At 63.8% G+C, this 24,877-nt stretch carries 21 protein-coding genes; 20 read left to right on the top strand and 1 reads right to left on the bottom strand.

Going from position 1 to position 24,877, the window contains the following annotated elements; all coding sequences use genetic code 11:
* Positions 1-49: 49 nt before the first annotated feature.
* From J3481_RS04375 to J3481_RS04300, 16 genes are all read left to right on the top strand, one after another.
* Positions 50-1,012 carry a polysaccharide deacetylase family protein gene (locus tag J3481_RS04375; protein WP_236011156.1) on the top strand — a complete coding sequence of 321 codons (963 nt, stop codon included), beginning with the start codon at positions 50-52 and terminating at the stop codon, positions 1,010-1,012.
* Positions 1,013-1,063: 51 nt separating this feature from the next.
* Positions 1,064-2,329: a M16 family metallopeptidase gene (locus J3481_RS04370; RefSeq protein ID WP_206830754.1), complete on the top strand. Its 1,266-nt coding sequence runs from the start codon at positions 1,064-1,066 to the stop codon at positions 2,327-2,329.
* A gap of 14 nt (positions 2,330-2,343) precedes the next feature.
* Positions 2,344-2,793, top strand: a complete 450-nt coding sequence (dut, locus tag J3481_RS04365) for a dUTP diphosphatase (RefSeq protein WP_206830836.1) — start codon at positions 2,344-2,346, stop codon at positions 2,791-2,793.
* A gap of 123 nt (positions 2,794-2,916) precedes the next feature.
* Positions 2,917-3,828, top strand: a complete 912-nt coding sequence (dpsA, locus tag J3481_RS04360) for a dipicolinate synthase subunit DpsA (protein WP_206830753.1) — start codon at positions 2,917-2,919, stop codon at positions 3,826-3,828.
* Positions 3,819-4,421 carry a dipicolinate synthase subunit B gene (locus J3481_RS04355; RefSeq protein ID WP_206830752.1) on the top strand — a complete coding sequence of 201 codons (603 nt, stop codon included), beginning with the start codon at positions 3,819-3,821 and terminating at the stop codon, positions 4,419-4,421. Before dpsA ends, J3481_RS04355 begins: the two co-directional genes overlap by 10 nt.
* A gap of 29 nt (positions 4,422-4,450) precedes the next feature.
* Entirely contained in the window at positions 4,451-5,488 is a 1,038-nt protein-coding gene (locus J3481_RS04350; protein ID WP_206830751.1) for an aspartate-semialdehyde dehydrogenase, read from the top strand.
* 19 nt (positions 5,489-5,507) lie between these two features.
* Positions 5,508-6,725, top strand: coding sequence for an aspartate kinase (dapG, locus tag J3481_RS04345; protein WP_206830750.1), 1,218 nt, complete (start codon positions 5,508-5,510; stop codon positions 6,723-6,725).
* A gap of 15 nt (positions 6,726-6,740) precedes the next feature.
* On the top strand, positions 6,741-7,631 hold the full coding sequence (gene dapA / locus J3481_RS04340) for a 4-hydroxy-tetrahydrodipicolinate synthase (protein ID WP_206830749.1): 891 nt from the start codon (positions 6,741-6,743) through the stop codon (positions 7,629-7,631).
* Positions 7,628-8,893, top strand: a complete 1,266-nt coding sequence (locus J3481_RS04335) for a class I SAM-dependent rRNA methyltransferase (protein ID WP_206830748.1) — start codon at positions 7,628-7,630, stop codon at positions 8,891-8,893. The genes dapA and J3481_RS04335 overlap by 4 nt, the downstream gene beginning before the upstream one ends.
* 171 nt (positions 8,894-9,064) lie before the next feature.
* Positions 9,065-10,801, top strand: coding sequence for an acyl-CoA dehydrogenase family protein (locus tag J3481_RS04330; RefSeq protein ID WP_328702037.1), 1,737 nt, complete (start codon positions 9,065-9,067; stop codon positions 10,799-10,801).
* A 7-nt stretch (positions 10,802-10,808) separates the two neighbouring features.
* Positions 10,809-11,699 (top strand): NAD(P)-dependent oxidoreductase, encoded by an 891-nt coding sequence (locus J3481_RS04325; RefSeq protein WP_206830747.1) that lies wholly within the window; start codon positions 10,809-10,811, stop codon positions 11,697-11,699.
* Between the two features lie 24 nt (positions 11,700-11,723).
* A complete protein-coding gene (locus tag J3481_RS04320; RefSeq protein ID WP_206830746.1) occupies positions 11,724-13,166 on the top strand; it encodes a CoA-acylating methylmalonate-semialdehyde dehydrogenase in 1,443 nt (480 codons plus the stop codon).
* 21 nt (positions 13,167-13,187) lie between these two features.
* Complete coding sequence (locus tag J3481_RS04315; RefSeq protein ID WP_206830745.1) at positions 13,188-14,255, top strand: enoyl-CoA hydratase/isomerase family protein; 1,068 nt, start codon at positions 13,188-13,190, stop codon at positions 14,253-14,255.
* Positions 14,256-14,291: 36 nt separating this feature from the next.
* A complete protein-coding gene (locus tag J3481_RS04310; RefSeq protein WP_206830744.1) occupies positions 14,292-15,938 on the top strand; it encodes an acyl-CoA synthetase in 1,647 nt (548 codons plus the stop codon).
* Positions 15,939-15,942: 4 nt separating this feature from the next.
* On the top strand, positions 15,943-17,118 hold the full coding sequence (locus J3481_RS04305; RefSeq protein ID WP_206830743.1) for a thiolase family protein: 1,176 nt from the start codon (positions 15,943-15,945) through the stop codon (positions 17,116-17,118).
* Between the two features lie 15 nt (positions 17,119-17,133).
* Complete coding sequence (locus tag J3481_RS04300) at positions 17,134-17,892, top strand: 3-hydroxyacyl-CoA dehydrogenase (protein WP_206830742.1); 759 nt, start codon at positions 17,134-17,136, stop codon at positions 17,890-17,892.
* Between the two features lie 49 nt (positions 17,893-17,941).
* Here the strand turns inward: J3481_RS04300 and J3481_RS04295 are convergent, their stop codons facing one another.
* A complete protein-coding gene (locus tag J3481_RS04295) occupies positions 17,942-19,042 on the bottom strand; it encodes a Leu/Phe/Val dehydrogenase (protein WP_328702036.1) in 1,101 nt (366 codons plus the stop codon).
* Between the two features lie 473 nt (positions 19,043-19,515).
* Between J3481_RS04295 and J3481_RS04290 the strand changes: the two genes are divergently transcribed.
* The 4 genes from J3481_RS04290 to J3481_RS04275 all read left to right on the top strand — a co-directional run bounded on the left by J3481_RS04290 (position 19,516) and on the right by J3481_RS04275 (position 24,834).
* Positions 19,516-21,171 (top strand): ribonuclease J, encoded by a 1,656-nt coding sequence (locus J3481_RS04290; protein WP_206830740.1) that lies wholly within the window; start codon positions 19,516-19,518, stop codon positions 21,169-21,171.
* Between the two features lie 188 nt (positions 21,172-21,359).
* Positions 21,360-22,139, top strand: coding sequence for a ClpP family protease (locus J3481_RS04285; protein WP_206830739.1), 780 nt, complete (start codon positions 21,360-21,362; stop codon positions 22,137-22,139).
* Positions 22,139-22,342: a YlzJ-like family protein gene (locus J3481_RS04280; RefSeq protein ID WP_206830834.1), complete on the top strand. Its 204-nt coding sequence runs from the start codon at positions 22,139-22,141 to the stop codon at positions 22,340-22,342. The genes J3481_RS04285 and J3481_RS04280 overlap by 1 nt, the downstream gene beginning before the upstream one ends.
* Positions 22,343-22,404: 62 nt before the next feature.
* Positions 22,405-24,834, top strand: coding sequence for an FtsK/SpoIIIE family DNA translocase (locus J3481_RS04275; protein WP_206830738.1), 2,430 nt, complete (start codon positions 22,405-22,407; stop codon positions 24,832-24,834).
* Positions 24,835-24,877 lie beyond the last annotated feature (43 nt).

The raw sequence follows: 24,877 nt of genomic DNA, 5'->3' as shown, positions 1-24,877 counted from the left end.
CGCGCGTGGAGGCATCCTAATCCGCGTGATGCGGATGGAGGGATGCTCGTTGCAAGCCAGGCATCTTTGCCTTTGTCTGATGGTTGGCGTGTCCACCTGGATGATGGGCGCCGCGCTCCCGGTGCGCGCGCAGGCGCCTGCCCGCCCCGCGCCTCTTCCATCGGCGCGGCTGTGGGAGGGCGTGAGCCGCGCGTGGAGCAGCCCGCCCGTCGACGCCCGGCGCGATCGCGTCTGGCACAACATCCCGGGACTGGCGGGCTTCGCGCTCGACGTCCCGGCCAGCGAACGAGAGACGGCACGTTCGGGCGACGGAGCGGTGCACCTCGTCTGGCGGCTCGTGCCGCCGGCCGTGCGGCTTCAAGATCTCCCGCCTGACGTGATCTATCGCGGCCCTGCGCAGGAAAAATCGGTGGCGCTCATGGTGAACGTGTCGTGGGGCGAGGCGTACGTGCCGAAGATGCTGCAGGTGTTTCGCGACGCGCACGTGAAGGCCACCTTCTTCGTGGATGGCGCTTGGGCGAAAAAGTTTCCCGATCTCGTCCGCTCCATGGCCCGGGACGGTCATGCGGTGGAATCGCACGGTTCCGGACATCCCGATTTTCGGCGGCTGTCCGATGCGAAGCTCGGCGCGCAGCTCGACGAGACCAACCGGATCCTCGAAGCCATCACCGGCAGACGACCTCGCCTCATCGCTCCGCCTGCCGGATCGTACGATGCCCGGCTGGCGCCGCTCGCCAAGTCGCGCGGCATGTACGCCATCCTCTGGACCGCGGACACCGTGGACTGGAGGAATCCGCCGCCGGAAGTCATCGTGCAGCGGGTGCAACGGGGGGCCGAGCCCGGGGCGCTTGTTCTGATGCATCCGACGAGGTCGACCGTCGAGGCGCTGCCGGCGGTGATCCGTTGGCTCGAGGCGCGGGGATACCGGTTGAAGACCGTGGAAGATGTGGTCGACGAGCGGCCCGCGGTGATGCCTCCGGCGACGCTCGCGAGGGATACGCTCCGTTCCTGACGGCAAGGCGCCGCCACAAGCGCGCCAACAGTGATGTAGGAGGCCTAGCGTTTGACATACCGAACGACATTGGCGAATGGGCTCCGCGTGGTGGGGGAAGAGATGTCCTCCATCCGCTCGGTGAGCTTGGGCATTTGGATTCAGACCGGATCTCGCTACGAATCGTACAGCGAAAATGGCATCAGCCATTTTCTCGAGCACATGTTTTTCAAAGGAACATCGCGCCACTCCGCAAAGGAACTGGCGCATCTGTTTGACGATCTCGGCGGCCAGGTGAACGCGTTCACCGCGAAGGAATTCACGTGTTTTTACGCGCGGGTGTTGGACGAACACTTCTCCGTCGCGCTCGAGACGCTCGCCGAGATGCTGACCGATTCGCGCTTCGCTCCGGAGGAGATGGAGAAGGAGAAGCGGGTGGTCATCGAGGAGATCCGCATGTACGAAGACACCCCCGACGAGCTCGTCATGGATCTCATCGCGCGCGGGGTGTACGGCGAGCACCCGCTGGGATACACCATTCTCGGGCGCGATGAAAACCTGCTCCGGTTTTCGCGTGAAGATCTGGTGCGCTATGTGGAACGGCATTATCGGCCGGAGCGCATGGTGGTTTCGGTCGCCGGGCACGTGCCGGAAGATGTCGTCATTCGAGAGGTGGAGCGGGTGTTCGGCGGTCTGCAGGCCGGATCGTCCGTCGCGCCTTCGCTTGCGCCGCCGCCCTTTCACAAGACGATCACGACGGAGGACAAGGACATCGAACAGGTGCACCTGTGTCTCGCAGCCCCGGGTTACCCTGCCGGGTCGCGCGAGTTGTATCCCTTGCTGCTCCTGAACAACGTGCTCGGGGGTACGCAATCCTCGCGCTTGTTTCAGGAAATTCGCGAGGAGCGCGGCATGGCCTATTCGGTCTACTCGTTCCACACGGGTTACCAGGATGCGGGCATGTTTGGCATCTATGTGGGCACGTCGCCCGAGACCGCCGAAGAAGTGCTCGATCTCGTACAGCGAGTCACGGCGCGCATGTGGCAGGAACCCATTTCCCAGGACGAACTCGAGAAGGCCAAGCGGCAGGTGAAGGGGGCGCTCATCCTCGGCCTTGAGAGCTCCGGCAGCCGGATGAGCCGTCTGGCCAAAAATGAGATTTTGCTTCGCCGGGATGTGCCCATCGAAGAGACCATCGCCGGGATCGAGGCGGTCACGCCCGAGGACATTCAGCGCGTCGCCGAGGACGTGTTGAGCCACGGCTTTGCGTTGGCGGCCGTGGGCCCCCTCGCCGAGTTCGCCTTCGATCGCGCCGCGAAGGTGTGTGTCTCTTCGTGAACGGCCGCCTGGAGATCGACGTCAAGGTGAAAATTGTGTCGCCGCTTTTGTCGCCCGACGACCTGCCGCAGTACGCCACGGAAGGCTCAGCCGGCATGGATCTCCGCGCTTGCCTTCAGGAGCCGGTGACCATCCGGCCGGGCGACATCGTGCCGGTGCCGACCGGCGTCGCGATTCAACTCGCTCGCCGCGATGCCGTGGCGCTCGTGTATGCCAGAAGCGGCCTTGCCACCAGGCACGGCATCGCCCTCGCCAACGGCGTCGGCGTCGTCGACAGCGACTATACGGGCGAGATCGTCGTGCCGCTCTGCCACAACGGCAGCCGCGATTTCGTGCTGCAACCAAAGGAGCGGATTGCCCAGCTGGTGATCGCGCCGATCTACGTGGCCCGTCTCGTGCCTGTGGACTACCTCGGTCCCACCGAGCGCGGGGCAGGCGGATTCGGCTCGACGGGGCGGGTGTAGGTTTTCGACGCGCCACGAAGAAGGCCCAGGTGTTCGAACGAGCACCCGGGCTTTTTTGTGTTCTCACCCCTTGTGGGCGGACGTCATAAGCTATGGCGCATGCCAATGGCGAGGTGACCCTCGATGCTCACTGGGAAACACCTGGTCTTTGTCGGCGGCGATCGGCGTCAGCTCGAAGTGATCGCGCAGATCACGGACAACGACGCGAGCGCCACGCTGATCGGTTTTTCCGATCTCGGGCGGACGTTCGCCGACACGACCTTTGCAGAGCCCACCGAGGCGGTGTTCGCGCAGGCGGACGCGCTCGTGTTGCCGGTCGCCGGCATGGAGGATGACGGGCGCGTGGACACGTCGTTCGCGCCGCAACCGGTGGAGTTGAAGGAGTCGCACTTTCAGGCCATGCGGCCCGGCACCTTCGTCTTCACGGGCATCGCGCACCGCGTGCTCAAGGAGTGGTGCGAGCGGTACTCGCTCCGGCTGGTGAAGTTGATGGAGCTCGACGACGTGGCCATTCTCAACTCCATTCCCACCGCCGAAGGCGCCATCGCCATCGCGATGCAGGAGACTGACATCACCCTTCACGGCGCGAAGACCGTCGTATTGGGATTCGGGCGCTGCGGCCAGACGCTCGCCCACAAGCTCCACGCCATGGGCGCCATCGTCCACGTGTGCGCGGCCGATCCGCGCGATCTCGCCCGGATTCACGAGCAGTCCCTCATTCCCGTGCCGCTCAAACACATTGAGCACGCCGTGCACGACGCGGACATCGTGTTCAACACCATTCCAGCCATGGTTCTGCCGGCGGCCGTGCTGAAGCGGATGCGGCGGGAAGCGGTGATCATCGACATCGCGTCGAAGCCCGGCGGGACCGACTTCCGCTACGCCGAGCGGCGCGGGATCAAGGCCATCCTCACGCCGAGCTTGCCGGGCCTGGTCGCGCCGAGGACGGCCGGCCGGATCATCGCGGCGTCCATCACGCGCATGCTCGCGGACGACGACGAACCGGAGTTCGAGGAGGAAGAGTTATGGACCTGAGTGGAAAGACCATCGGTTTTGGCGTCACAGGGAGTCACTGCACGTACGAGGAGATCTTTCCGGAGGTCAAGCGGCTGTGCGATCTCGGCGCGCGCGTGCTGCCGGTATTTTCCCATCACGTGATGCACACCGACACGCGGTTCGGCGCGGCGGGCGAGTGGGCCCGAAAGATTGAGGAAGTCACGGGCAACCAGGCCATCACCACGATTCCTGAGGCGGAGCCGCTCGGTCCTTCGAAGGCGCTCGACGCGTTCGTGATTGCGCCATGCACCGCCAGCACGCTGAGCCGATTTGCCCATGCCAACACGGACTCGCCCGTGCTGATGGCCGCCAAGGCCACGCTTCGCAATGGTAGGCCTGTCGTGGTTGCCATCTCCACCAACGATGGGCTAGGCTTGAGCTTGTACAACATCGCCATGCTCATGAACGCAAAGAACGTCTATTTTGTGCCGTTTGGCCAGGATGCGCCGCATGTTAAAATGAATTCGCTTGTTGCGCTCATGCGTTTGATCCCGGAGACGGTCGCCGCCGCGCTCGAAGGGCGCCAATTGCAGCCGGTGCTCATCGAACGCTGGCGCGAAGACAGGCCGTGAGCGCGGATTTTGGGAGAAGGAGTTTGGGGATGGAGAGAAAAGAGCGCTATCACATCGCGATTCTCGGCGCCACGGGCGCCGTGGGCAGGCGGATGTTGTCCACGCTGGAGCGCCGCGGCGTTCCGGCTGGCGAGGTGCGGCTCCTCGCGTCTCCTCGATCGGCGGGAACGCGCGTTCCGTTTCGCGGCCAGGAGCTCGTGGTGGAGGCCGTCCGGCCTGAATCGTTCGACGGCGTGGACATCGCCCTCTTCAGCGCGGGCGCTTCGGCGAGCGAGACCTGGGCACCTGTGGCCGTCGAGCGCGGTGCCGTCGTGATCGACAACTCATCGGCGTTTCGCATGCGCGAAGACGTGCCGCTCGTGGTGCCGGAGGTCAATGCGCACGCGCTTCGGCACCATCGCGGGATCATCGCCAACCCGAACTGTTCCACCATTCAGTTGGTCGTCGTCCTGCACGCGCTGCGCGAGTTTGGCCTTGAACACGTGACCATCTCGACCTACCAGGCCGTGAGTGGCATGGGGCAGCGGGCCATCGACGCGTTGCTCGAGGAAGTCCAGCGGACGGAAGCGGGCGAGCGCGAAGTGACCACGGTGTTTCCCGTGGTCAAGCAGGATCGCCACGTGCCCATGGCGTTCAACGTCATCCCGCAGTGCGACATCTTCCTCGACAACGGCTACACCAAAGAGGAAATGAAGCTCGTCAACGAGTCGCGCAAGATTCTGGAGCTTCCGTCGCTGCGCGTGACGCCGACGGCGGTGCGCGTGCCTGTCCTGTACGGCCACGCGGAATCGGTTGCGGTGCGTTTCCGCCAGCCTGTGCGTGTGGCAGAGGTCCGGGAGCGCCTCGCAAACGCCGAGAATGTCGTGCTTGTGGACGATCCGGCCTCCTGCGCATACCCGCATCCGCGCATGGTCGAAAACCGCGGAGAGACGTTCGTCGGCCGCATTCGCCAGGACCTCGACGATCCTCACACGATTCTGCTGTTCATCGTCGCCGATAACCTGCTGAAGGGCGCGGCGTGGAACGCGGTACAAATCGCCGAGAAGCTGATCGAGATGGCGGGTTGAGCGAAGGAGTCGAGCCGTTGTGAAGATTGTGGTGCAGAAATTCGGCGGCACGTCGGTAGCGACACCGGAGACGAGGCGTGCGGCGTATCGCCATGTCGAGCGCGCCTTGAACGAGGGATATCAGGTCGCCGTGGTGGTCTCGGCGATGGGGCGGCGCGGGGATCCGTATGCGACGGATACGCTCTTGAGCCTGCTCGAGGCGGGCGATGGGGCGGGCCACCCACCGGATCCCCGCGATCGCGACCTCCTGATGAGCTGCGGCGAGATCATCTCCGCGGTGGTGTTTGCACATGAGCTTCGCGCCCGCGGTCACCGCGTGCGGGTGTTCACGGGGGCGCAGGCCGGGATCGTCACCTCGGAGGAATTTGGCAACGCGCGGATCCTCGACGTCCGGACGGAGCGGTTGCGCGCCGCGCTGGAGGCGGGCGAGATCGCCGTCGTGACGGGATTCCAGGGCAGCACCGAATCGGGCGATGTGACCACGCTCGGTCGCGGCGGGAGCGACACCACGGCGACGGCGCTCGGGGTGGCCCTCAGGGCGGAAGTGGTGGACATCTTCACCGACGTCTCCGGCATTATGACCGCGGATCCGCGCATCGTGGAAGACGCGCGCCAGTTGCGCCAGGTGACGTATACTGAGATCTGTAACATGGCGTACCAGGGAGCGAAGGTGATTCATCCGCGGGCCGTCGAGCTGGCGATGCAAGGCAACGTGCCTATCCGGGTCCGGAGCACGCTGTCCGACGATCCCGGCACGCTCGTGACGCAGGCCGCCGCGCATCTGGAGCATGGCCGCGTCATGGATCGGTATGTCACGGGTATCGCGCACACGCCCAATGTGACGCAGATTCGCGTGCGCGGCGAAGGCATCGGCGCCTCGTCCATCTTTCGGCTGATGGCGGAACACCGCATCTCGGTGGACTTTATCTCGGTGACGCCGTCGGAGGTCGCGTTCACCGTGCCGGACGCGTTGGCGGACGCCGCCGTCCACCACCTGTCGCAGCTCGGGTACCGGGTCGAGACGCGGCCGGGTTGCGCCAAGGTTTCGGCCGTCGGCGCGGGGATGATGGGCGTTCCCGGCGTGATGGCGCGCATCGTCGACGCCCTGGCGGAAGCCGGGATCGAGATCCTGCAGTCGGCGGATTCCCACACCACCATCTGGGTGCTCGTCGATGGCAGCCAGATGGAGGACGCCGTTCGCGCCCTTCACCGCGCTTTTCAGCTTTCGGGAACCTGAACAGGGGAGATGCGTATGGATTTTGGGAGTCTCATCACGGCCATGGTCACGCCCTTTGACGCCACTGGAGCGCTGGACGAAGGTCGGCTGAGGCGGTTGGTGGACCACCTGATTGAGACGGGCACGACGGCGGTCGTGGTGTGCGGGACGACGGGCGAATCCCCGACGCTCGGCCACGCGGAGAAGCTGCGCCTGTTCGATGCCACGCTCCGCGCGGTGGACGGGCGAATTCCGGTCATCGCGGGCACCGGCACCAATTCGACCAAGGATTCCATCGAACTCACGTTGGAAGCCGCCCGGCTCGGCGTCCAGGGCGTCATGCTCGTGACTCCGTATTACAACCGGCCTTCGCAGGAAGGGCTGTACATGCACTTCGCGAGCATCGCGGAGTCGACCACGCTGCCGGTCATGCTGTACAACGTCCCTGGACGGACGGGGGTGAATCTGCAGCCCCAGACGGCCCTTCAGCTCGCCGCGATTCCGAATGTCGTGGCGCTCAAGGAGGCGAGCGGCGACTTTTCGCAGATCCTCCGCATCGCGGCCGAGAAGCCCGACGACTTTCTCCTTTACAGCGGGGACGACAAGTTCACGCTGCCGATGCTCGCCATCGGCGCGGCGGGCGTCGTGAGCGTCGCGGCGCACGTGGTGGGCCGGCAGATCCGCACCATGATGGATTTGTTCTGGCAGGGCCAGGTGGATGAAGCGGCGTACTGGAGCGCGAGGTTGTTGCCCATCTTCGAGGCCATGTTTATGGAGGCGAGTCCGGCGCCGGTCAAGGAGGCGCTTTCCATCATCGGCATCGACGTGGGCTCCGTCCGTTCGCCCCTTGTGCCGGCGTCCAAGGCGCTCCGGGAACATCTCTACACGCTTCTGAACGCGCTCGGGGTCGTCGAACCAAGCGCATGAGAGAGAGGAGAGACGGCCTGTTGCCAACGCGCCTCGTCCTGCGCCGCGATCGAAGGCGGCGCCTGGAACAAGGTCATCCCTGGATTTACCGCTCGGAGGTGGAGCGGGTGGACGGCCCGCTCGCTCCGGGCGATCTCGTCGACATTGTGAATCACCAGGGCGTCTTTCTGGCTCGAGGCTACGCGAATCCGGCTTCGCAGATTCTCGCGCGTGTGCTGACGTATCGCCAGAACGAGCGAATTGACGTCGAGTTCTTCGTTCGGCGGTTTCGGCAGGCGGTCGAATATCGGCGCCGCTTCGCTCCGCAAGCGCTCCACTATGGCCGGGCGGTGTACGGAGAAGCGGACTTCGTGCCGGGGCTGGTTGTCGATCGATTCGGCGACGTGCTCGTCGCCCAAGTGCTGACGGCCGGCATGGAACGGCTGTGGCCGCATGCCCTTGAAGCCCTCGTCGAGGTGTACAAGCCTCATGGCATTCTGGCGCGCAACGACGTGCCCGTGCGCGGGCTCGAGGGCTTGCCGCTCTGCGTGGAGACGGCCTACGGCGAGGTCCCGGATGTGGTCGACGTGATCGACAATGGGCTCACGTTTTCCGTGGATCTGCGAGAGGGTCAAAAGACGGGGTATTTTTGGGACCAATCGGAAAATCGTGCTGCCATTCGCCCGTTGATGACGGGATGGACGGCGCGGCGCGCATTGTTCGGCGAGCGCGGCGACGAGGTCGACGGTGCCCGCGTGCTCGATTGCTTCTGCCACACCGGTGCGTTCGCCGTACATGCGCTGCACTACGGCGCGGCGCACGTCACCGCGGTGGATATCTCCGCGGATGCCGTGGAACTTGCCCGTGAAAACGCCCGCCGCAACGGCGTGATCGACCGGGCGGATTTTGTGGTCGCCAACGCGTTCGACTACCTGCGCGAGCAGGACGCGCGCGGCATGCGCTACGACGTGGTGATCCTGGATCCGCCGGCGTTTGCAAAGTCGCGGCAGTCGATCGAAAGCGCCCAGAGAGGCTACAAGGAGATCAATCTGCGCGCCATGCGCATCCTCCGGGAGGGCGGTTTTCTCGTCACGGCGAGCTGTTCCTATCACATGTCGCCCGAGCGGTTCCGCGACACCATCTTGGATGCGGCCGTCGACGCCCACAAAGTGCTGCGCGTGGTGCGCGAGTCTCGGGCGGCGAGCGACCACCCGCAGAACGCTGGCGCGCCGGAACAGCACTACCTGAAGTTTCTCATCTACGAAGTGCACAGCCGGCGATGAGCCGGCTGTGCCGATGGGTTGCGCTCAGAGCCGCGTCGGGTTATAGTGAATCTATGCAATGATTGCATAATGTTGTGCGCGAGCCGAATCAGGCGGTGGGCCGAGTCGTTTGTGATGACCGGTCTGAAACCGCTTGCAGATGAGGTTCCGCGGAGGGAGATGCGTCGCACGGTGGATGTCACCCATGACTTTCATCCGAGCCTGGACAGCGCGTTCACACCGGAGCGCCGGAGCGACGAGCACGATCTCATCGAGGAGACGGCGCGATCGTTTGTGGAGCGCGACGTGTTGCCCCGCATGGACGCGCTCGAAGGGGGCGATATCGACGCTCTGAAAGCGCTTTATCAGAAGGCCGGCGCGCTGGGCCTCATCGGGGTGGACCTGCCCGAGATGTACGGAGGTCTGGCACTCGATCCCTTGTCGTCGCTCCTCGTGGCGGAAACGCTGGGAGAAACGGCGGGATTCGGCGTATCCATCAACATTCATAGCGGGGTTGCCCTTCATCCGATTCTGTACTTCGGAGATGAGGCGCAGCGCGAGGCGTATTTGCCTCAGCTCGCTTCGGGCGAAGTCATCGCGTCGTACGCGTTGACGGAGCCCAATGCGGGTTCGGATGCGCTCCACGGAAAGACGAGCGCGCGGCGAAACGAAGCCCGCGGCGGCTACGTCCTATCCGGGCAGAAGCAGTGGATTTCGAACGCTCGCGTCGCGGGCGTCTACGTCGTGTTTGCTCAGCTGGCCGATCGCGGCATGACCGCGTTTATCGTCGATCGGGATCGACCCGGCGTGTCGGTCGGCAAGGAGGAACACAAGGTCGGGATTCACGCGAGTCCGACGGCTTCGCTCATCCTGGACGACGTGGAGGTGCCGGAGTCCGCCCTGCTTGGCGCGCCGGGGCATGGACACCGGATTGCGCTCTCGGTCCTCAATTTGGCCCGGCACAAGATGGCGCTCTACGCCCTGGGTCAGTCGCGGCGCGCCCTTCGGATTGCCGCAGCTTACGCCAAGGAGCGCCGCCAGTTTGGCGTGCCCATCGCCTCGTTTGGCATGATCCGGGAGAAGCTGGGGTACATGGCGGCGCGCTACTTTGTCGCGCGAAGCGCGGCGTATCGCACGGCTGGAGAGCTTGCTCCGGGGAAAAAGCAGGCGCTCGATCTCGCCCTTCGGTCCGATCTGTCGCCGGAGGACAAGGCCCGCGGCGTCGCGGCCGCATTGTCGTCCTGCATTGCGGCTTGCTCGTTGAACAAGGTGCTCGCCACGGAAGTCCAGGCGTTTGTCATCGACGAGGCGGTTCAGATCCACGGCGGCTACGGGTACATGGAGGACTACGAGATCGCGCGCATGTACCGGGACGCGCGGATCACCCGCATCTTCGAAGGAACCAATGAGATCAACCGGCTGGCGGCGGTACGCGATTTTCTTCACGCTCGCCGCAAGGAAACAAGCGCTTGTTCATCAAGCGCATCGCCGGCCGATGCCCAACCTTCGTCCCTCGCTGCCCGCCTGCCCATCGGTTTACTCCGGTCGGCTGTCGAAACCGGCGAACAAGTGGCTCAGGCTTTGGCGGCAGGGCTCGACGCGGTGGTGGACGCGGCGCTTGCCCGCGAAGGCGACAAGTTGGTCGAACACCAGGCGCTGGTGCGCCGCCTGGCCGATGCCCAGATGTGGCTGTACGCGCTCGAGTCCGCGCTTGTGCGCGTCGCGATAGCCCACGATGCGCAAGGACCAGCGCGCGATCTCGGCGCGGAATTCGCCGCCGTCGCGTGCGCCGATGCGGTGCGCTGCGGATTCCTTCCGCTCGGCGAGGCGGCGAGACACGTGGGCGTGAAGCTCGATATGCCGGCGTATCCCGACGAGATCGTCCAACTGCAGGCGATTGCAGAGTATGTATTGGATACGGTGAGGTGAGAGACCGATGGAAAAACCGGTGATTGGATTTTTGGGGCTCGGGAAGATGGGGCTCCCGATGAGCCTGAATCTGGTGCGCGGCGGCTATGAGGTCTATGGCTATGACGTCGTGCCTCGTTCGCGGGAGTTGTTCGCGAACGAAGGCGGCAGGGCCTGCGATTCCGTGGAGCAGGTGGTTCGCGCGGCGGACGTGCTGTGCGCGAGCCTGCCGGGGCCTGCGGAGGTGACGCAGGTGTTTGGCGAAACCGTGGTGAACGAGGGGCGCCCGGGGCAATTGGTGATCGACTTCAGCACCGTTTCGCCGCAGGTGAATCATCGCGTGGCGGAAGCGCTCGCGAGCCGGGGCATCGGCTACCTGGGGGCGCCGGTATCCGGCGGCGTCGAACGGGCGGTAGACGGATCGCTCACCGTCATGGTGGGGGGTGCGACAGAATCCTTCGAACGCGCGAAACCGCTCCTCGACCTCATCGGCCAGAACGTGTTTCACATCAGCGAGGACGTCGGCGCCGGTTCGGTCGTGAAGCTTGTGAACAATTACTTCATTGGGTACTACACGCTGGCGGTGGCCGAGGCGCTTACGCTCGCCGGCGAGATGGGCATGGACCTGGAGCAGCTGTTCTCCATCTTGAACGTCAGCTACGGACAGAGCCGGATCTACGAGCGCAACTGGAAGCTGTTCATCTCGAAGGACTTCTACGAGCCCGGCTTTACCACGAGGCTTTTGATTAAAGATCTGCACCTTGCCAAGGATATGGCGGCCGCCAGAGGGCTCGAGCTGCCGATGACCGATGTGCTCATCCGCATGTACGAAAGCGCCGCCGAGCGAGGCTACGCCGATCTCGACATGGCCGCGATGTACCGCTACATCCAGGATGTCAAGAACGAACAACGGGCGTGATCGCCTGGGAAGAGGGGAAATTGCATGGAGCGTCTCAAGAACTTTGTGGATGGATCGTGGGTGGACGCGACGAGCGAACATGCCGTGCCGGTGTACAATCCCGCGACTGGCGAGGTGATTGCCGAGGCGCCTCTCTCGTCGCACGCGGATGTCTCGCGGGCGGTCGAAGGCGCGAAGCGCGCGTTTGCGGCCTGGAGCCGAGTGCCGGTCATCAAGCGCGCCCGCGTGCTGTTCGACGTGTTGGCCATGCTCAAGTCGGAGCGGGAGAGCTTGGCCAGGATGATCACGACAGAGCACGGCAAAAGCTTTGCGGACGCGTTGACCGAGGTGGACCGCGGCATCGAGGGCATGGAACATGCGCTCTCCGCGCCGACGCTCATGATGGGCGAATCGCTGGCCGATGTGTCCGAGGGGCTGGAACAGGCGTACTACAGGTATCCCTTGGGCGTGGTCGCGAGCATCACGCCGTTCAACTTCCCAGCCATGATCCCGCTCTGGGTCATGGGGTGGGCGGTCGTCACCGGTAACGCGTTGATTTTGAAGCCGTCGGAGCAGACGCCGATGACCACGCTTCGAATCGTCGAGATGTTTCACCAAGCGGGTCTTCCCGCCGGCGTGCTTCAGGCGGTGAACGGCGGCAAGGAAGCGGTCGACGCGATTCTGGCGCATCCCGACATCCTTGCGGTCAACTTCACCGGCTCCACCAGGACCGCGGCCTACGTGTATGAGACGGCGGCTCGTCACCACAAGCGCGTGCAGGCGTTCGCCGGCGCGAAGAATCACGCCGTCGTGCTGGAGGACGCCGTGCTCGATCCGGCCATCGACGGCATCCTGCGGGCGGCCTTTCACAACGGCGGCCAGCGCTGCATGGCCACGTCGGTCGTCGTGGCGGTGGGCTCTGTCGCGGACGAGGTCGTGGAGCGGCTGGCGGACGGCGCACGCCGCATGAAAATCGGCTCCGGCTTCGAAGAGGGTGTGGACGTCACGCCGCTCATCCGGAAGGAGCATCGCGATCGCGTCCGGGCGTACGTGGACGAGGCGGCCATGTCCGCGCGGCTCGTGGTCGACGGGCGCAAGGCCATCGACGAACATCCCGAAGGATTTTACTTGGGACCGTGCCTCCTGGATCATGTGACGCCCGAGATGCGCGTGTGGCAGGAGGAGTTGTTCGGCCCAGTGCTCTCCGTCGTCCGCGCGCGCGATCTCGACGAGGCCATCGCCATCGCGAACCGCTCCCGCTACGCCAACGGAGCCATCCTGTACACGCAGAGCGGGAAGGCCGCGCAGATCTTTCGGGATCGCATTGACGCGGGCATGGTCGGCATCAACGTCAACGTGCCTCTGCCGGTGGCCTTCTTCCCCTTCGGCGGGCACAAGGACTCGTTCTACGGCGTGACGGGCGAAAACGGCAAGGAACTGGTCCAGTTCTTCACGCGTCGCAAGGTCGTTTCGACGCGCTGGTTTTGATCATCCGGAGTGAGGTGGCTTATGGACAGCGTCTTGTTTCGACAGACGGGGACGGTGGCCTGGCTCGGGCTGAACCGGCCCAAGCAGTTGAACGCGCTCAGCCTCGAGATGATCCGCCTCATTCGACAGTACCTGGACGAGATCGCGCGGAATCCATCCGTTGAGCTCGTGGTGATGTACGGCGAAGGGGATCGCGCGTTCTGCGCGGGCGGGGACATCCGGGCCTTGTACGACGCGAAAGATGAGCCCCATCTGGACACCGCGGTCGCCTTCTTCTCGGAGGAGTACGCGCTCGATGATCGCGTGGTGCGCTATCCCAAGCCGGTGCTCGCCCTGTGGGACGGGATTGTGATGGGAGGCGGCGTCGGCCTCACCTATGGCGCGAGTTGGAAGGTCGCGACGGATCGCACCCGCTTTGCGATGCCGGAGACCGGCATCGGCTTCTTCCCAGACGTCGGGATGTGTCACGCGCTCAGCCGCTTGGAGGGTGGGCTTGGTCCCTACCTGGCGCTCACGGGGGAATCCGTCGACGGTTGGCTGTTGCTTTCAACCGGAATGGCCAACGCCTGGCTTCCAAGCCACGATCGACCGGCCTTTCAGGCGGAACTGGCGGCGCTCGGCGAGAAGGGGGCCAGCGCCGAAGCGTTGCAGCGTTGGCTGGCGGCGCGACTCGTGCCGCCCAAGGTCCAGCCGGAACAGGTCGAACCTGTGCTCCGAAGTGTGAAGGCGTACTTCGACGCACCCACACTTGAGGAGATCCTGGCGCGCCTCCAGGAAGGGGCATCGCGCGATCCGTTTGCCGCCAAGTCGCTCGAGACGCTGCGCCAGCGCTCGCCACTGTCGCTCGCGGTGACCTTTGAGGCGCTTCGCCGCGCGAGAAATGCGACGTACCGCGAGGTGCTTCAGACCGATCTCGGCCTCGCCCTTCAGTTCATCCGCCGCGGCGATTTCGTCGAAGGGGTGCGGGCGCAGCTGGTCGACAAGGATCGGCAGCCAAAGTGGCGTCACGATCGCGTGGAGAGCGTTCCATCGGAAGAGATTCAGGCGTTCTTCGAACCCATTCATCTTGCCATTCCGTTCGCGAATTGAGTCGGGCTGAAGGTTCCTCGAGGGGAGCGTTGGGATATGGAGCCGACACACACCGCCACATGGAATCAGCTCGTGGCGCCGGAGGTCTTCAACATCGCGGGTGCCATCCTGAACCGGGACGAAGGAAAGCGCGCGCTCATATGGCGCTCAGAGGCCGGCGCGAAGCGGACGTGGACCTACGGCGACTTGCGCCGCGAGTCGCTCCGCTTGGCGCAGTCCTTGCACGATCTCGGCCTGCGAAAAGGGGACCGCGTGCTGGTCCTGATGCCGCGCCGGCCGGAGACGTACGCCGTGTATCTGGCGATTCTTTCGCTCGGTGCGGTCGTTCTTCCGGGATCGGAGTTGCTCATGCCGAACGACATCGCCTACCGCGTGCGGCACGCGGAGGCGAAGGGCGTGATCGCCCATTCTGCGCTGGCGGAACGCGCGGAGGCGGCCGTCGCCGGCCTTCCGTTCGTCAAGTTGCGCGTGGTGGTCGAGGGCACGCGCGACGGCTGGCTGGCATACGACGACTTGGTGCGCGGCGCGTCGCAGGAGTGGGATCGCTTTCCCACGCGCCGGGACGATCTCGCCTTTCTGTCCTACACCTCCGGCACGACGGGCTACCCCAAGGGCGTGATGCACGTGCACGGCTGGGCTCACGCCCACTGGCACATTGCCGCGAAGCGTTGGCTGGGCATTGAGCCGGACGACGTCGTCTGGGCCACGGCCGGGCCGGGCTGGGCCAAGTGGATTTGGAGTCCGTTTGTCGCCACGCTCATGTCCGGCGCCACGGGATTTCATTACGGCGGCCGCTTCGATCCGGAGACGTTCCTCCAGCTGATCGACGATGAACAGATCCACGTGCTGTGCGCGACGCCGACCGAATACCGAATGATGGCCAAGGTGGATGGGCTCGAGCGGTTTCGACTTTCGTCGCTGCGCCAGGCGGTGAGCGCTGGCGAGCCCCTCAACCGCGAGGTGATCGACACGTTCCGGCGCCATTTCGGAATCACCGTGCGCGACGGCTATGGGCAGACGGAAAACACGCTGCTTGTGGCGACCTGCGTCGACACGGAAATGCGCGCGGGATCCATGGGATTGCCGACGGTCGAAGGCGCGGTCGAGATCGTGGATGAGGAGGGCAGGCCGCTTCCTCCGGGACAGGTCGGGGACATCGCGGTGCGGCGCGGCTTTCCCGCGCTCTTCCAGGGTTACTACAAGGATGCCGAGCGGACCGAGGCTCAGTTCCGCGGCGATTGGTATATCACGGGCGATCGCGCCGAGAAGGATGAAGACGGGTACCTGTGGTTCAGTGGCCGGGCGGACGACATCATCATCAGCGCCGGATACACGATTGGGCCGTTCGAGGTGGAGGATGCGCTCGTCAAACACCCCTTGGTGCGCGAGTGCGCCGCCGTCTCGAGCCCCGACGAGGTGCGGGGGGCCATTGTTAAGGCGTTTGTGGTGCTGAAGGACCCCGCGCTGCATCGAGAATTGGAATCGGACGGAGAGCGCCGCGAGGCACTGATTCGGGAACTGCAGGAACACGTGAAGCAGATCACCGCGCCCTACAAGTATCCGCGCGCCATCGAATTTGTGGAGGATTTGCCGAAAACGACGTCGGGCAAGATTCGTCGGGTCGAGTTGCGCGAGCGGGAATGGAAGCGGCACCGCAAGCTGAATGAGGGACAGGGAGGATGACGCCATGTACGAGGCCGTGATCGTCGACGCCATTCGCACGCCCATCGGGCGGAGAAACGGCTCGCTGAAGGACGTGCATCCCGTCGATTTGCTGGGTCACGTGCTGCGGAGCATCGTTGAGAGGAACCAGTTGCCGCCCGAGGCCGTGGACGACGTGATCGCCGGGTGTCTCACGCAAATCGGGGACCAGGCCGTGAACATCGCGCGCAACGCGTGGCTCGCGGCCGGGTTGCCGGAGTCGGTGCCGGGGTGCACCATCGACCGACAATGCGGGTCCAGCCTGCAGGCGCTCCACTTCGCGGCGCAGGGCGTGATGAGCGGGGCGTACGAGGTGGCCATCGCCTGCGGCGTGGAGGCCATGTCGCGCGTGCCCATGATGAGTTCCATCGGCGTGCATGGCACGCCGATGACCGAGTCGCTGGAAGCGCGTTATCACATGCGTCAGTACAACCGATCGTTCTTCGATCAGGCGCTCGGCGCCGAGCTGTTGGCGAAGGAATGGGGCTTTTCGCGGGAGGATCTCGACCGGTTCGGCCTGCGCAGCCATCAGCTGGCGGCCGAAGCGCGGCGGCAAGGGAAGTTTCGGCGCGAGATCGCGCCTGTACCGCTTTCGCTCGCCGGACTGCCGGGATCGTTCGAAGAAGACGAAGGCATTCGCACGGATACGTCGCTCGAAAAGATGATGTCGCTCAAGCCGGCGTTTCCCGATCTCGAGCTCATCACGGCAGGCAACGCGAGCCAGATCTCGGACGGCGCCAGCGCTGCACTTGTCATGCGCCGGGAGACGGCGGAGAAGTTCGGGTTGCGGCCGCGCGCCCGGTTCGTGGCCTTCAGCGTGGTGGGCGTGAACCCGGTGACCATGCTGACCGGTCCCATTCCGGCCACCCAAAAGGTGTTGCAAAACGCGAAGTTAAAGGTCGAAGATATCGATTTGTTTGAGGTCAACGAGGCGTTCGCGCCGGTGGTGCTCGGCTGGCAGAAGGAGATCGGCGCACCGTGGGATCGCGTGAACGTGCACGGTGGCGCCATCGCGCTGGGACACCCGCTCGGCGCGACGGGCACGCGGATTGCGGCGACGTTGTTGAACGCGCTCGAGGATCGCGGCGGTCGCTATGGGCTCATCGCCATCTGCGAAGGCGCGGGCATGGCGAACGCGACCGTGATCGAACGCATCGGCTGACAAGGAGGACACGCGATGAGGCTTGAGGGAGCCACGTTCATTGTGACAGGGGGAGGTTCTGGCCTCGGCGAGGCGACGGCTCGTGGCTTCGCCGAAGCCGGCGCACACGTGGTCATCTTCGACATTCACGAGGAACGAGGCGGTCGCGTCGCAGAGGAAATCGGGGGGGCGTTTGTGCGCGTCGACGTGACCGATGAAGCCGCGGTGCGCGACGCCGTGGAACAAGCGGCGAAAACAGGGGTCTTGCGGGGCGCCGTGAACTGCGCCGGGATCGCGACGGCGGAGAAGATCTTGTCGAAGCGGGGCGTGCATTCGCTCGAGAGTTTCGCGCGCGTGATTCAGATCAATCTCATCGGCACGTTCAACGTCATGCGGCTCGTGGCCGCGCGGGTTGCCGAAGCGCCTCCGCTGGACGATGGGGAGAGAGGGGTCATCATCAACACCGCGTCGATCGCGGCATACGAGGGACAAATCGGACAAGCGGCTTACGCCGCCTCCAAGGGCGGCATCGTGGGACTCACGCTTCCCGCGGCGCGAGAACTGTCGGCCTACGGCATTCGCGTCGTGGCCATCGCGCCCGGCATCTTTGAAACGCCGCTTCTGATGGGCCTGCCGGAGGCTGCACGCCAGTCCCTCGGACAACAGGTACCCTTTCCGCAGCGACTCGGCCGCCCCCGCGAGTACGCCCTCTTGGCGCGGCACATTGTGGAAAACGTGATGTTGAACGGGGAAGTCATCCGTCTCGATGGCGCGCTGCGCATGCAGCCCAAGTGAATCCGCGAATGAAAGCGAGGCGCGGGGGCTCCCGCGCCTCGCTCTCCCTTTATCGACCGCGCCTTACGGGTTCGTGGTGTCCCAGGTGCGTGCTTCGCACCTGGCGCAGGGTTTGAATTCGCCTCATCGCCATCTCGTCCGCGGCCCGATGCGTCGGAATGCCGCGTTCGGCGGAGAGCTTGTACAAGTCGAGCATGATGTCGTAAATGCGCTCCACCTTGGACCTCGCCCGATCCGGGTGGTATCCTTCCAGCTCGTCCGCGACGTTGATCAATCCGCCCGCGTTGATGACGTAATCCGGCGCGTACAGGATGCCGCGCTCATGAAGCATGTCCCCGTGCCGCTCCTCGGCCAGTTGGTTGTTCGCCGAGCCGGCGACGATTTGCGCCCTGAGCCTGGGAATGGTCTCGTCGTTCAACACGGCGCCCAACGCGCACGGAGCCAAAATGTCGCACTCGGCGCTCAGAATGTCCTGCGGGGAGAGCGCCTGCACGCCGAACTCACGGACCGCTCGTTCCACCTGAGTCGGGTTGACGTCGGCCACGAGGAGATTGGCGCCCGCGCCTCGCAGCAAGCGAGCCAGCTCGTACCCGACGCTGCCGAGCCCTTGAATGGCGACGCGGCGCCCGGCGAGATCGTCCGTGCCGTACAGATGCTTGGCGCTGGCCTGAATCCCCCGAAATACGCCGAGGGCGGTCATGCCGCTGGGGTTGCCGCTCGATCCGTAGCTTGGCGAAATGCCGCACACATAAGGCGTCTCAAGGTGAATGAGATCCATGTCCTGAACGGTCGTGCCCACGTCTTCAGCGGTGATGTAGCGGCCGCCCAAGCTGTGGATGTAGCGCCCGAGGGCCCGAAACAGGGCCTCACTCTTGTCCTTGCGCGGGTCGCCCATGATCACCGTCTTGCCACCGCCGAGATTGAGCCCGGCGGCTGCCGCCTTGTACGTCATGCCACGCGCCAAGCGGAGCGCGTCGACGACCGCGTCCTCCTCGGACGCGTACGTCCACATCCTGCATCCGCCGAGCGCAGGGCCGAGCGTGGTGTCGTGGATGGCGATCACGGCGCGCAAGCCGGACGCCTCATCGTAACAAAACACCACCTGCTCGTAGTCGTATTGGGCCATGCGGGTAAACAGTTCCATGTGCAATGAGACCTCCCCATTGAGTATACCGCTCCGGCGGTCTCACCAGAACGATAGGGCGGCGCTCGCACAAGTGCAAGCGCTTTCAATCAACCTTAATTGTAGCATGATTTCTGATTCGAGACTACATCTTTTTTGTTGGATCGGCGGGCGTATCCGATGGAAGGAAGAGCGCGGCGGAACCTTGGCGCAATCCATGGTTGTGTCAGGATCGGAACGGGAGTATAATATCACCGATAGTGACATGTGCGGCTTATTCGCCTCAGGGATCGAATCCGCGAAGGCGAAGACAACGAATGGCGTGAAAGCGGATGGGAACGGGTCGGTTGGTCCGCTTGAGCGCGTTCGATGCACAGAAAGACACGGCCTTGGTGTGCGCGGGCTTTTTTTGCATGTCGTGGGAAAGTGCGAAAGAGACCGGGACGGGCGGGTCGTGATCGTGTCGCTGAATTCCATATGAATGGTAACGGAGGTGCAAAATGCCAAGGTCGAGATCGAGGCTTTCCATCATCCCGCTCGGCGGAGTCGGGGAGATCGGAAAGAATATGACCCTGTATTGGTACGGGCAGGACATGATCGTGGTCGATGCGGGGCTGAAGTTTCCCGACGAAGACATGCTCGGCATCGACATCGTCATCCCGGATATCACGTTTTTGGTCGAGAATCGCGAGAAAATTCGCGGTATCTTTTTGACGCACGGACACGAAGATCACATCGGTGGGCTCCCATACGTTCTTCGAGAGATCAACGTGCCCGTGTACGGCACGCGGCTGACCCTCGGACTTGTGGAGAACAAGTTGCGCGAGGCGGGCGTACACGATGTGAAGCTCGTCGTGATGGACGGCAAGTCGCGCGTGCAGGCTGGTCAATTTGCGGTGTCGCCGTTCTACGTGAATCACAGCATTCCGGACACCGTCGGGTTCGCCATCGAGACCCCGGAAGGCATTGTCATTCACACGGGCGACTACAAGTTCGATCAGACCCCCATCGACGGTCGGCATGCAGACATTCACAAGCTGGCGCAGTGGGGTGCGCGAGGCGTTTTGGCGCTCGTCGGCGACAGCACCAATGCGGAGCGTCCCGGCTACACGCCGTCGGAGATGACGGTCGGCGTCAAGATCGACGAGATCATCGGCCAAGCGCCCGGGCGGGTGATTTTGTCCACCTTTGCGTCCAATATTCACAGGTTGCAACTCATGATTCGGGCGGCGGAGCGGCATGGGCGCAAGGTCGCCATCGTCGGGCGGAGCATGGTGAACAATGTGCAGACGTCGCTGCAGTTGGGGTACCTGGAGGCGCAGCCCGACACGCTGATCGACCCAGACGAGGTCAACAAGCTTCCCCCCGAGAAGGTCGTGGTGTTATCTACGGGCAGTCAAGGCGAGCCCATGTCAGCGCTCACGCGCATGGCGAGGGCCGCGCACAGGAAGATCGAAATTGTCCCTGGCGACACGGTGGTATTGGCGAGTTCGCCGATTCCCGGCAACGAAAAGTTTGTCGCCAGGACCATCGATCAGCTGTTCCGAGCAGGGGCTCATGTCATTTACCGCGGTGTACACGCCTCAGGACACGGGAGCCAGGAAGAGCTCAAATGGATGTTGCAGCTCGTCCGGCCGAAATACTTCCTCCCGGTTCACGGCGAATTTCGCATGCAGCGCATTCACGCCGATCTCGCCATTCAGCTCGGCATCCAGCCAGATCACATCTTCATCACGGAAATCGGGGATGTCGTCGAGTTTGAGGATGGGCGCGCGCGCCTCGGCGGGAAGGTGCCCGCCGGTTCGGTGATGATCGACGGCCTCGGTGTGGGCGATGTCGGCAACATCGTGTTGCGAGACCGGAAGCTTTTGTCTCAGGATGGCATTTTGGTGGTGGTCGTCACGCTGTCCAAGACGACCGGACACATCTTGTCTGGGCCCGATATCATCTCGCGCGGGTTTGTCTACGTGCGCGAGTCGGAGGCCTTGCTCGACGAGGCGAATCGCCTCGTGGAGAGCACGCTCAGCAAGCTGGTCTCCGACAACGTGAGCGAGTGGTCTTCCCTTAAGACAGCGGTGCGGGATACGCTGGGCCGTTACTTGTACGAACAGACGCGCCGCCGCCCGATGATCCTGCCTATCATCATGGAGGCGTGATCGTCCGGGAGTTTGGCATGCGAGCACGGGGCTATCTCCATGACCCGCTCCTTAGGCGGGGACAGAGATAGCCCCGTTTTTGCTTTGCTCGCGGCGCCCGGATGGACGCCGCCCGCCTGCGACAGCGCTCTGCGTATGGACTGGCCGGCCTTTGCCGATACTTTGGACGGCGGGAGGCGGATGCCAATATGGACGCAAAGTCAGCATACGATGCCGTGATGAAAGGCGGGGCCGCGGGCTCGGCGGATGGCCAAGAGGCGAAGGACGCCCAGGCGTCCATCGAATCCCTCGGCGTGAGCGAACCGGCGGCGGTCGTCACGAGCGACATCTATTGTTTGACCGTGATCGGCCAGATCGAGGGACACATGGTGCTGCCGCCTCAGAACAAGACCACCAAGTACGAACACGTCATTCCGCAGCTCGTGGCGGTCGAAGAAAGCGACAAGATCGACGGACTGCTCATCATTCTGAACACGGTCGGCGGCGACGTCGAAGCTGGCCTGGCCATCGCGGAACTCGTGGCATCGATGTCGAAACCGACGGTGTCCATCGTGCTCGGCGGAGGCCACTCCATCGGTGTGCCCATCGCTGTGGCGGCGGATTACACGTTCATTGCGGAGTCAGCCAGCATGACCATCCATCCCATTCGCTTGAACGGCCTTGTCATCGGCGTGCAACAGTCGTTTGAGTATCTCGAGAAGATGCAGGATCGCGTGATCCGTTTCGTCGTCGAACACTCTCGGATCTCGGAAGACATGTTTCGGCATCTGATGCTGAACACAGGCGAGATGGCGAAAGACATCGGGACCACGGTGGTCGGCCGAGACGCCGTCAAGTACGGCCTGTGCGATGAAGTGGGCGGCCTGGGTCAGGCGATGCGGAAATTGAAAGATTTGATTCGCGAACGCAAGGATTCGAGGCAAGGCGTAGGGATCGCGCCCGTAACGCAGAGTGGGGTGATCCAGTGATGCTTTGGACGCCGTTGGCCGAACACGAGATTTACAATGGTTGGTGGGGGCCGGGCCCTCGGTTCGAGGAGTGGAAGGACGGGCATCGCACACTGATTGTGGCGAGGGACGAATACGGGACGCCGAGGGTGGTGCGGCTGATCAGCCCGGTTGTGAGCGACTACCTGAGGCCGGAGTGGCAACCGGGCGCGGCGCTTCGCTAAGCGGCGGCAGGAGTTTCAACAGAAGGGTCGAATCATCAGTCTAACGAAGGGACTGGTGAGGCTTGGCTCGCAAACAACAGCAGAAGAACGTGCTCAAATACGAAGTCACCGGTCTGGCCATGCTCACGGCATGTGCGCTGGCTCTGGGGCGTCTCGGCCTCGTGGGCCAGTTTTTGGCGGTTGTGAGCATCTATCTCGCCGGGAGTTGGTATTTCCTCATACCGATTCTCGTCGGGTATGCGGCGGTCTACATGATGGTGCGCAGAAGCCGCTTCGTGTGGGACGGCCGCCATCTGGGGCTTCTGATCCTCCTTTTGTGCATGCTGGCGCTCATTGAGATGAACTTCTACTCGAATCTCGCGGATCAAGGCCTTCAATCGTACTTCTGGTCGAGCGAGTGGAATGCTCTGCAGGCGCTGCGCAACTACGTCTTTCACCCGACGTCGGGGGCGCCCCCGAGCGCGGGCGGCGGCCTTATCGGCTTTTTGATCTTTCAACTTTTGCATCTCTTGTTTAATTCGCCCCAGACGTATGAGTTGGGGCCGCGCCTCGTCATTGTCGCAGGTGGCTTGATTGGAATCGCGCTGGTCTTCCAGGTGTCGCTCGTGAGCGTCGTGCGCCGCGGATCCCGTTACACGGAGCAGGCGCTCGATCGGATGTGGTCGAACCTCCGCCGGCAGGCCGGACAGGTGTTCCGGCGGGAGAGAGATCCTGAACCCGAGGTGGTGGAGGACGCACCGCGGGCCACGCGGCCTTCGGTCGTGATCGACGGTGATGTGTTGGAAGAGGCGGAGTCCGCAGAGTCGTCCGTGGAGGCGGAGCCGATTATTCACGATTTTGCGGCGCGGGCGAGTCGTTCCGAACCCCAGAATGACGTTCCCCCGTGGGATGATCCGACGGAACCCGTCGTGGAACCGGACGCGAAGGGGCTCGTCGTCCGCTTTCCTTCAAAAGGCGAGCGGAAAAAAGCTGCCCCTGTCCGCGAGGATGAGCGAAGCGCGGCGGTGGTACCCGAGTACGAAGTGGGACCGATGGTTCACGACGAGTCGTACCAGCTTCCTCCGCTGACGCTGTTTGACCCGCCGTCCGGCAAGCACGCGCCTGTGGCGGCTGCGAACGTGCAGGAAAACGCGCAGAAGCTGCAATCGACCCTGCAGTCGTTCAACGTGCAGGCGCGAGTCGTGGAGATTCACCGCGGACCTACGGTCACGCGCTATGAAATCCAGCCTGCGGCCGGCGTCAAGGTGGCGCGCGTCTTGTCTCTGCAGGATGACATCGCGCTTGCCCTGGCCGCCAGGGACATCCGGATTGAGGCGCCAGTGCCGGGAAAGTCGGTGATCGGCATCGAGATTCCGAACGACGAGATTGCCGTCGTGACGCTGCGCGAAGTGCTCGAGTCGCCCGAGTTTCAATCCTCCCCGGCGAAGCTGGCGCTTGCGCTCGGCCGAGATATCACCGGTGCGCCCATCGTCGGGGATCTGCAAAAGATGCCCCACCTGTTGGTGGCGGGCGCCACGGGTTCGGGCAAGAGCGTATGCATCAACGGGATGATCGCGTCCATCCTGGTGCGGGCGAAGCCTCATGAGGTCAAACTGATGATGATCGATCCCAAGATGGTCGAGCTCAGCATCTACAACGGCATTCCTCACTTGTTGACGCCCGTCGTGACGGACGCCCGGCTTGCGGCGGGCGCCTTGAAGAAGATTGTGCAGGAGATGGAGAACCGCTATCGTCTGATGGCGGAGCGAGGAGCGCGGGACGTCGACCGATTCAACGAGATCATGCGCGAAGAGGGGCTCGAGCCGCTGCCGTACATCGTCGTGATCGTCGACGAGCTTGCGGATCTGATGATGGTGGCGCCGCACGACGTGGAGGACGCCATCTGCCGATTGGCTCAGATGGCTCGCGCAGCGGGCATTCATCTCATCGTGGCCACGCAGCGGCCGTCGGTGGACGTCATCACGGGACTGATCAAGGCCAACATTCCGAGCCGCATCGCCTTTGCGGTCTCGTCGATGGCGGACTCCCGCACCATTCTCGACATGGGAGGCGCCGAGAAGCTGCTCGGCCGGGGAGACATGCTCTACTACCCGGTGGGCGCGGCCAAGCCCACCCGTGTGCAGGGGGCGTACGTGTCGGAGCGCGAGATCGAACGCTTGGTGGAGTACGTCAAGACGCAGCAACATGCGGTCTACACCATGGATTTGAGCACCGCCATCGAGGACGAGCCTGAGGATGAGGACGGGCCGGAGCTCGACAGCCTGTTCATGGACGCGGTCGATCTCGTCGTCGACATGGGCCAGGCGTCCGTGTCCCTGTTGCAGCGGAGGTTTCGCATCGGGTACTCGCGCGCCGCGCGAATCATCGATCAAATGGAGCAGAGCGGAATTGTGGGCCCCTACGAGGGCAGCAAGCCGCGAGAGGTTCTCATCACGAAAGATCAATGGCTGCAGGCCAAAGCGTCGTTCGTGCGACAACACCAGGCCGAATGAAGCATAGATGTGCACGCCACTCCGTATACATGTCCTAGTTCAA

Origin of the sequence: Alicyclobacillus fructus (assembly GCF_017329605.1) — a bacterium.
GTDB lineage: Bacteria > Bacillota > Bacilli > Alicyclobacillales > Alicyclobacillaceae > Alicyclobacillus > Alicyclobacillus fructus.
Note: the sequence above shows the minus strand (reverse complement) of the source record. Positions and strands in the feature narration are given on the sequence as shown.

What these genes read in the sequence shown, in the direction of transcription:
- J3481_RS04290 (WP_206830740.1), top strand. Translation starts at nt 19,516, where the DNA reads ATGCCAAGGTCGAGATCGAGGCTTTCCATCATCCCGCTCGGCGGAGTC.
- J3481_RS04285 (WP_206830739.1), top strand. Translation starts at nt 21,360, where the DNA reads ATGGACGCAAAGTCAGCATACGATGCCGTGATGAAAGGCGGGGCCGCG.
- J3481_RS04320 (WP_206830746.1), top strand. Translation starts at nt 11,724, where the DNA reads ATGGAGCGTCTCAAGAACTTTGTGGATGGATCGTGGGTGGACGCGACG.
- J3481_RS04310 (WP_206830744.1), top strand. Translation starts at nt 14,292, where the DNA reads ATGGAGCCGACACACACCGCCACATGGAATCAGCTCGTGGCGCCGGAG.
- J3481_RS04300 (WP_206830742.1), top strand. Translation starts at nt 17,134, where the DNA reads ATGAGGCTTGAGGGAGCCACGTTCATTGTGACAGGGGGAGGTTCTGGC.
- J3481_RS04350 (WP_206830751.1), top strand. Translation starts at nt 4,451, where the DNA reads ATGGAGAGAAAAGAGCGCTATCACATCGCGATTCTCGGCGCCACGGGC.
- dapA (WP_206830749.1), top strand. Translation starts at nt 6,741, where the DNA reads ATGGATTTTGGGAGTCTCATCACGGCCATGGTCACGCCCTTTGACGCC.
- J3481_RS04315 (WP_206830745.1), top strand. Translation starts at nt 13,188, where the DNA reads ATGGACAGCGTCTTGTTTCGACAGACGGGGACGGTGGCCTGGCTCGGG.
- dpsA (WP_206830753.1), top strand. Translation starts at nt 2,917, where the DNA reads ATGCTCACTGGGAAACACCTGGTCTTTGTCGGCGGCGATCGGCGTCAG.
- J3481_RS04325 (WP_206830747.1), top strand. Translation starts at nt 10,809, where the DNA reads ATGGAAAAACCGGTGATTGGATTTTTGGGGCTCGGGAAGATGGGGCTC.
- J3481_RS04280 (WP_206830834.1), top strand. Translation starts at nt 22,139, where the DNA reads ATGCTTTGGACGCCGTTGGCCGAACACGAGATTTACAATGGTTGGTGG.
- J3481_RS04355 (WP_206830752.1), top strand. Translation starts at nt 3,819, where the DNA reads ATGGACCTGAGTGGAAAGACCATCGGTTTTGGCGTCACAGGGAGTCAC.
- J3481_RS04305 (WP_206830743.1), top strand. Translation starts at nt 15,943, where the DNA reads ATGTACGAGGCCGTGATCGTCGACGCCATTCGCACGCCCATCGGGCGG.
- J3481_RS04335 (WP_206830748.1), top strand. Translation starts at nt 7,628, where the DNA reads ATGAGAGAGAGGAGAGACGGCCTGTTGCCAACGCGCCTCGTCCTGCGC.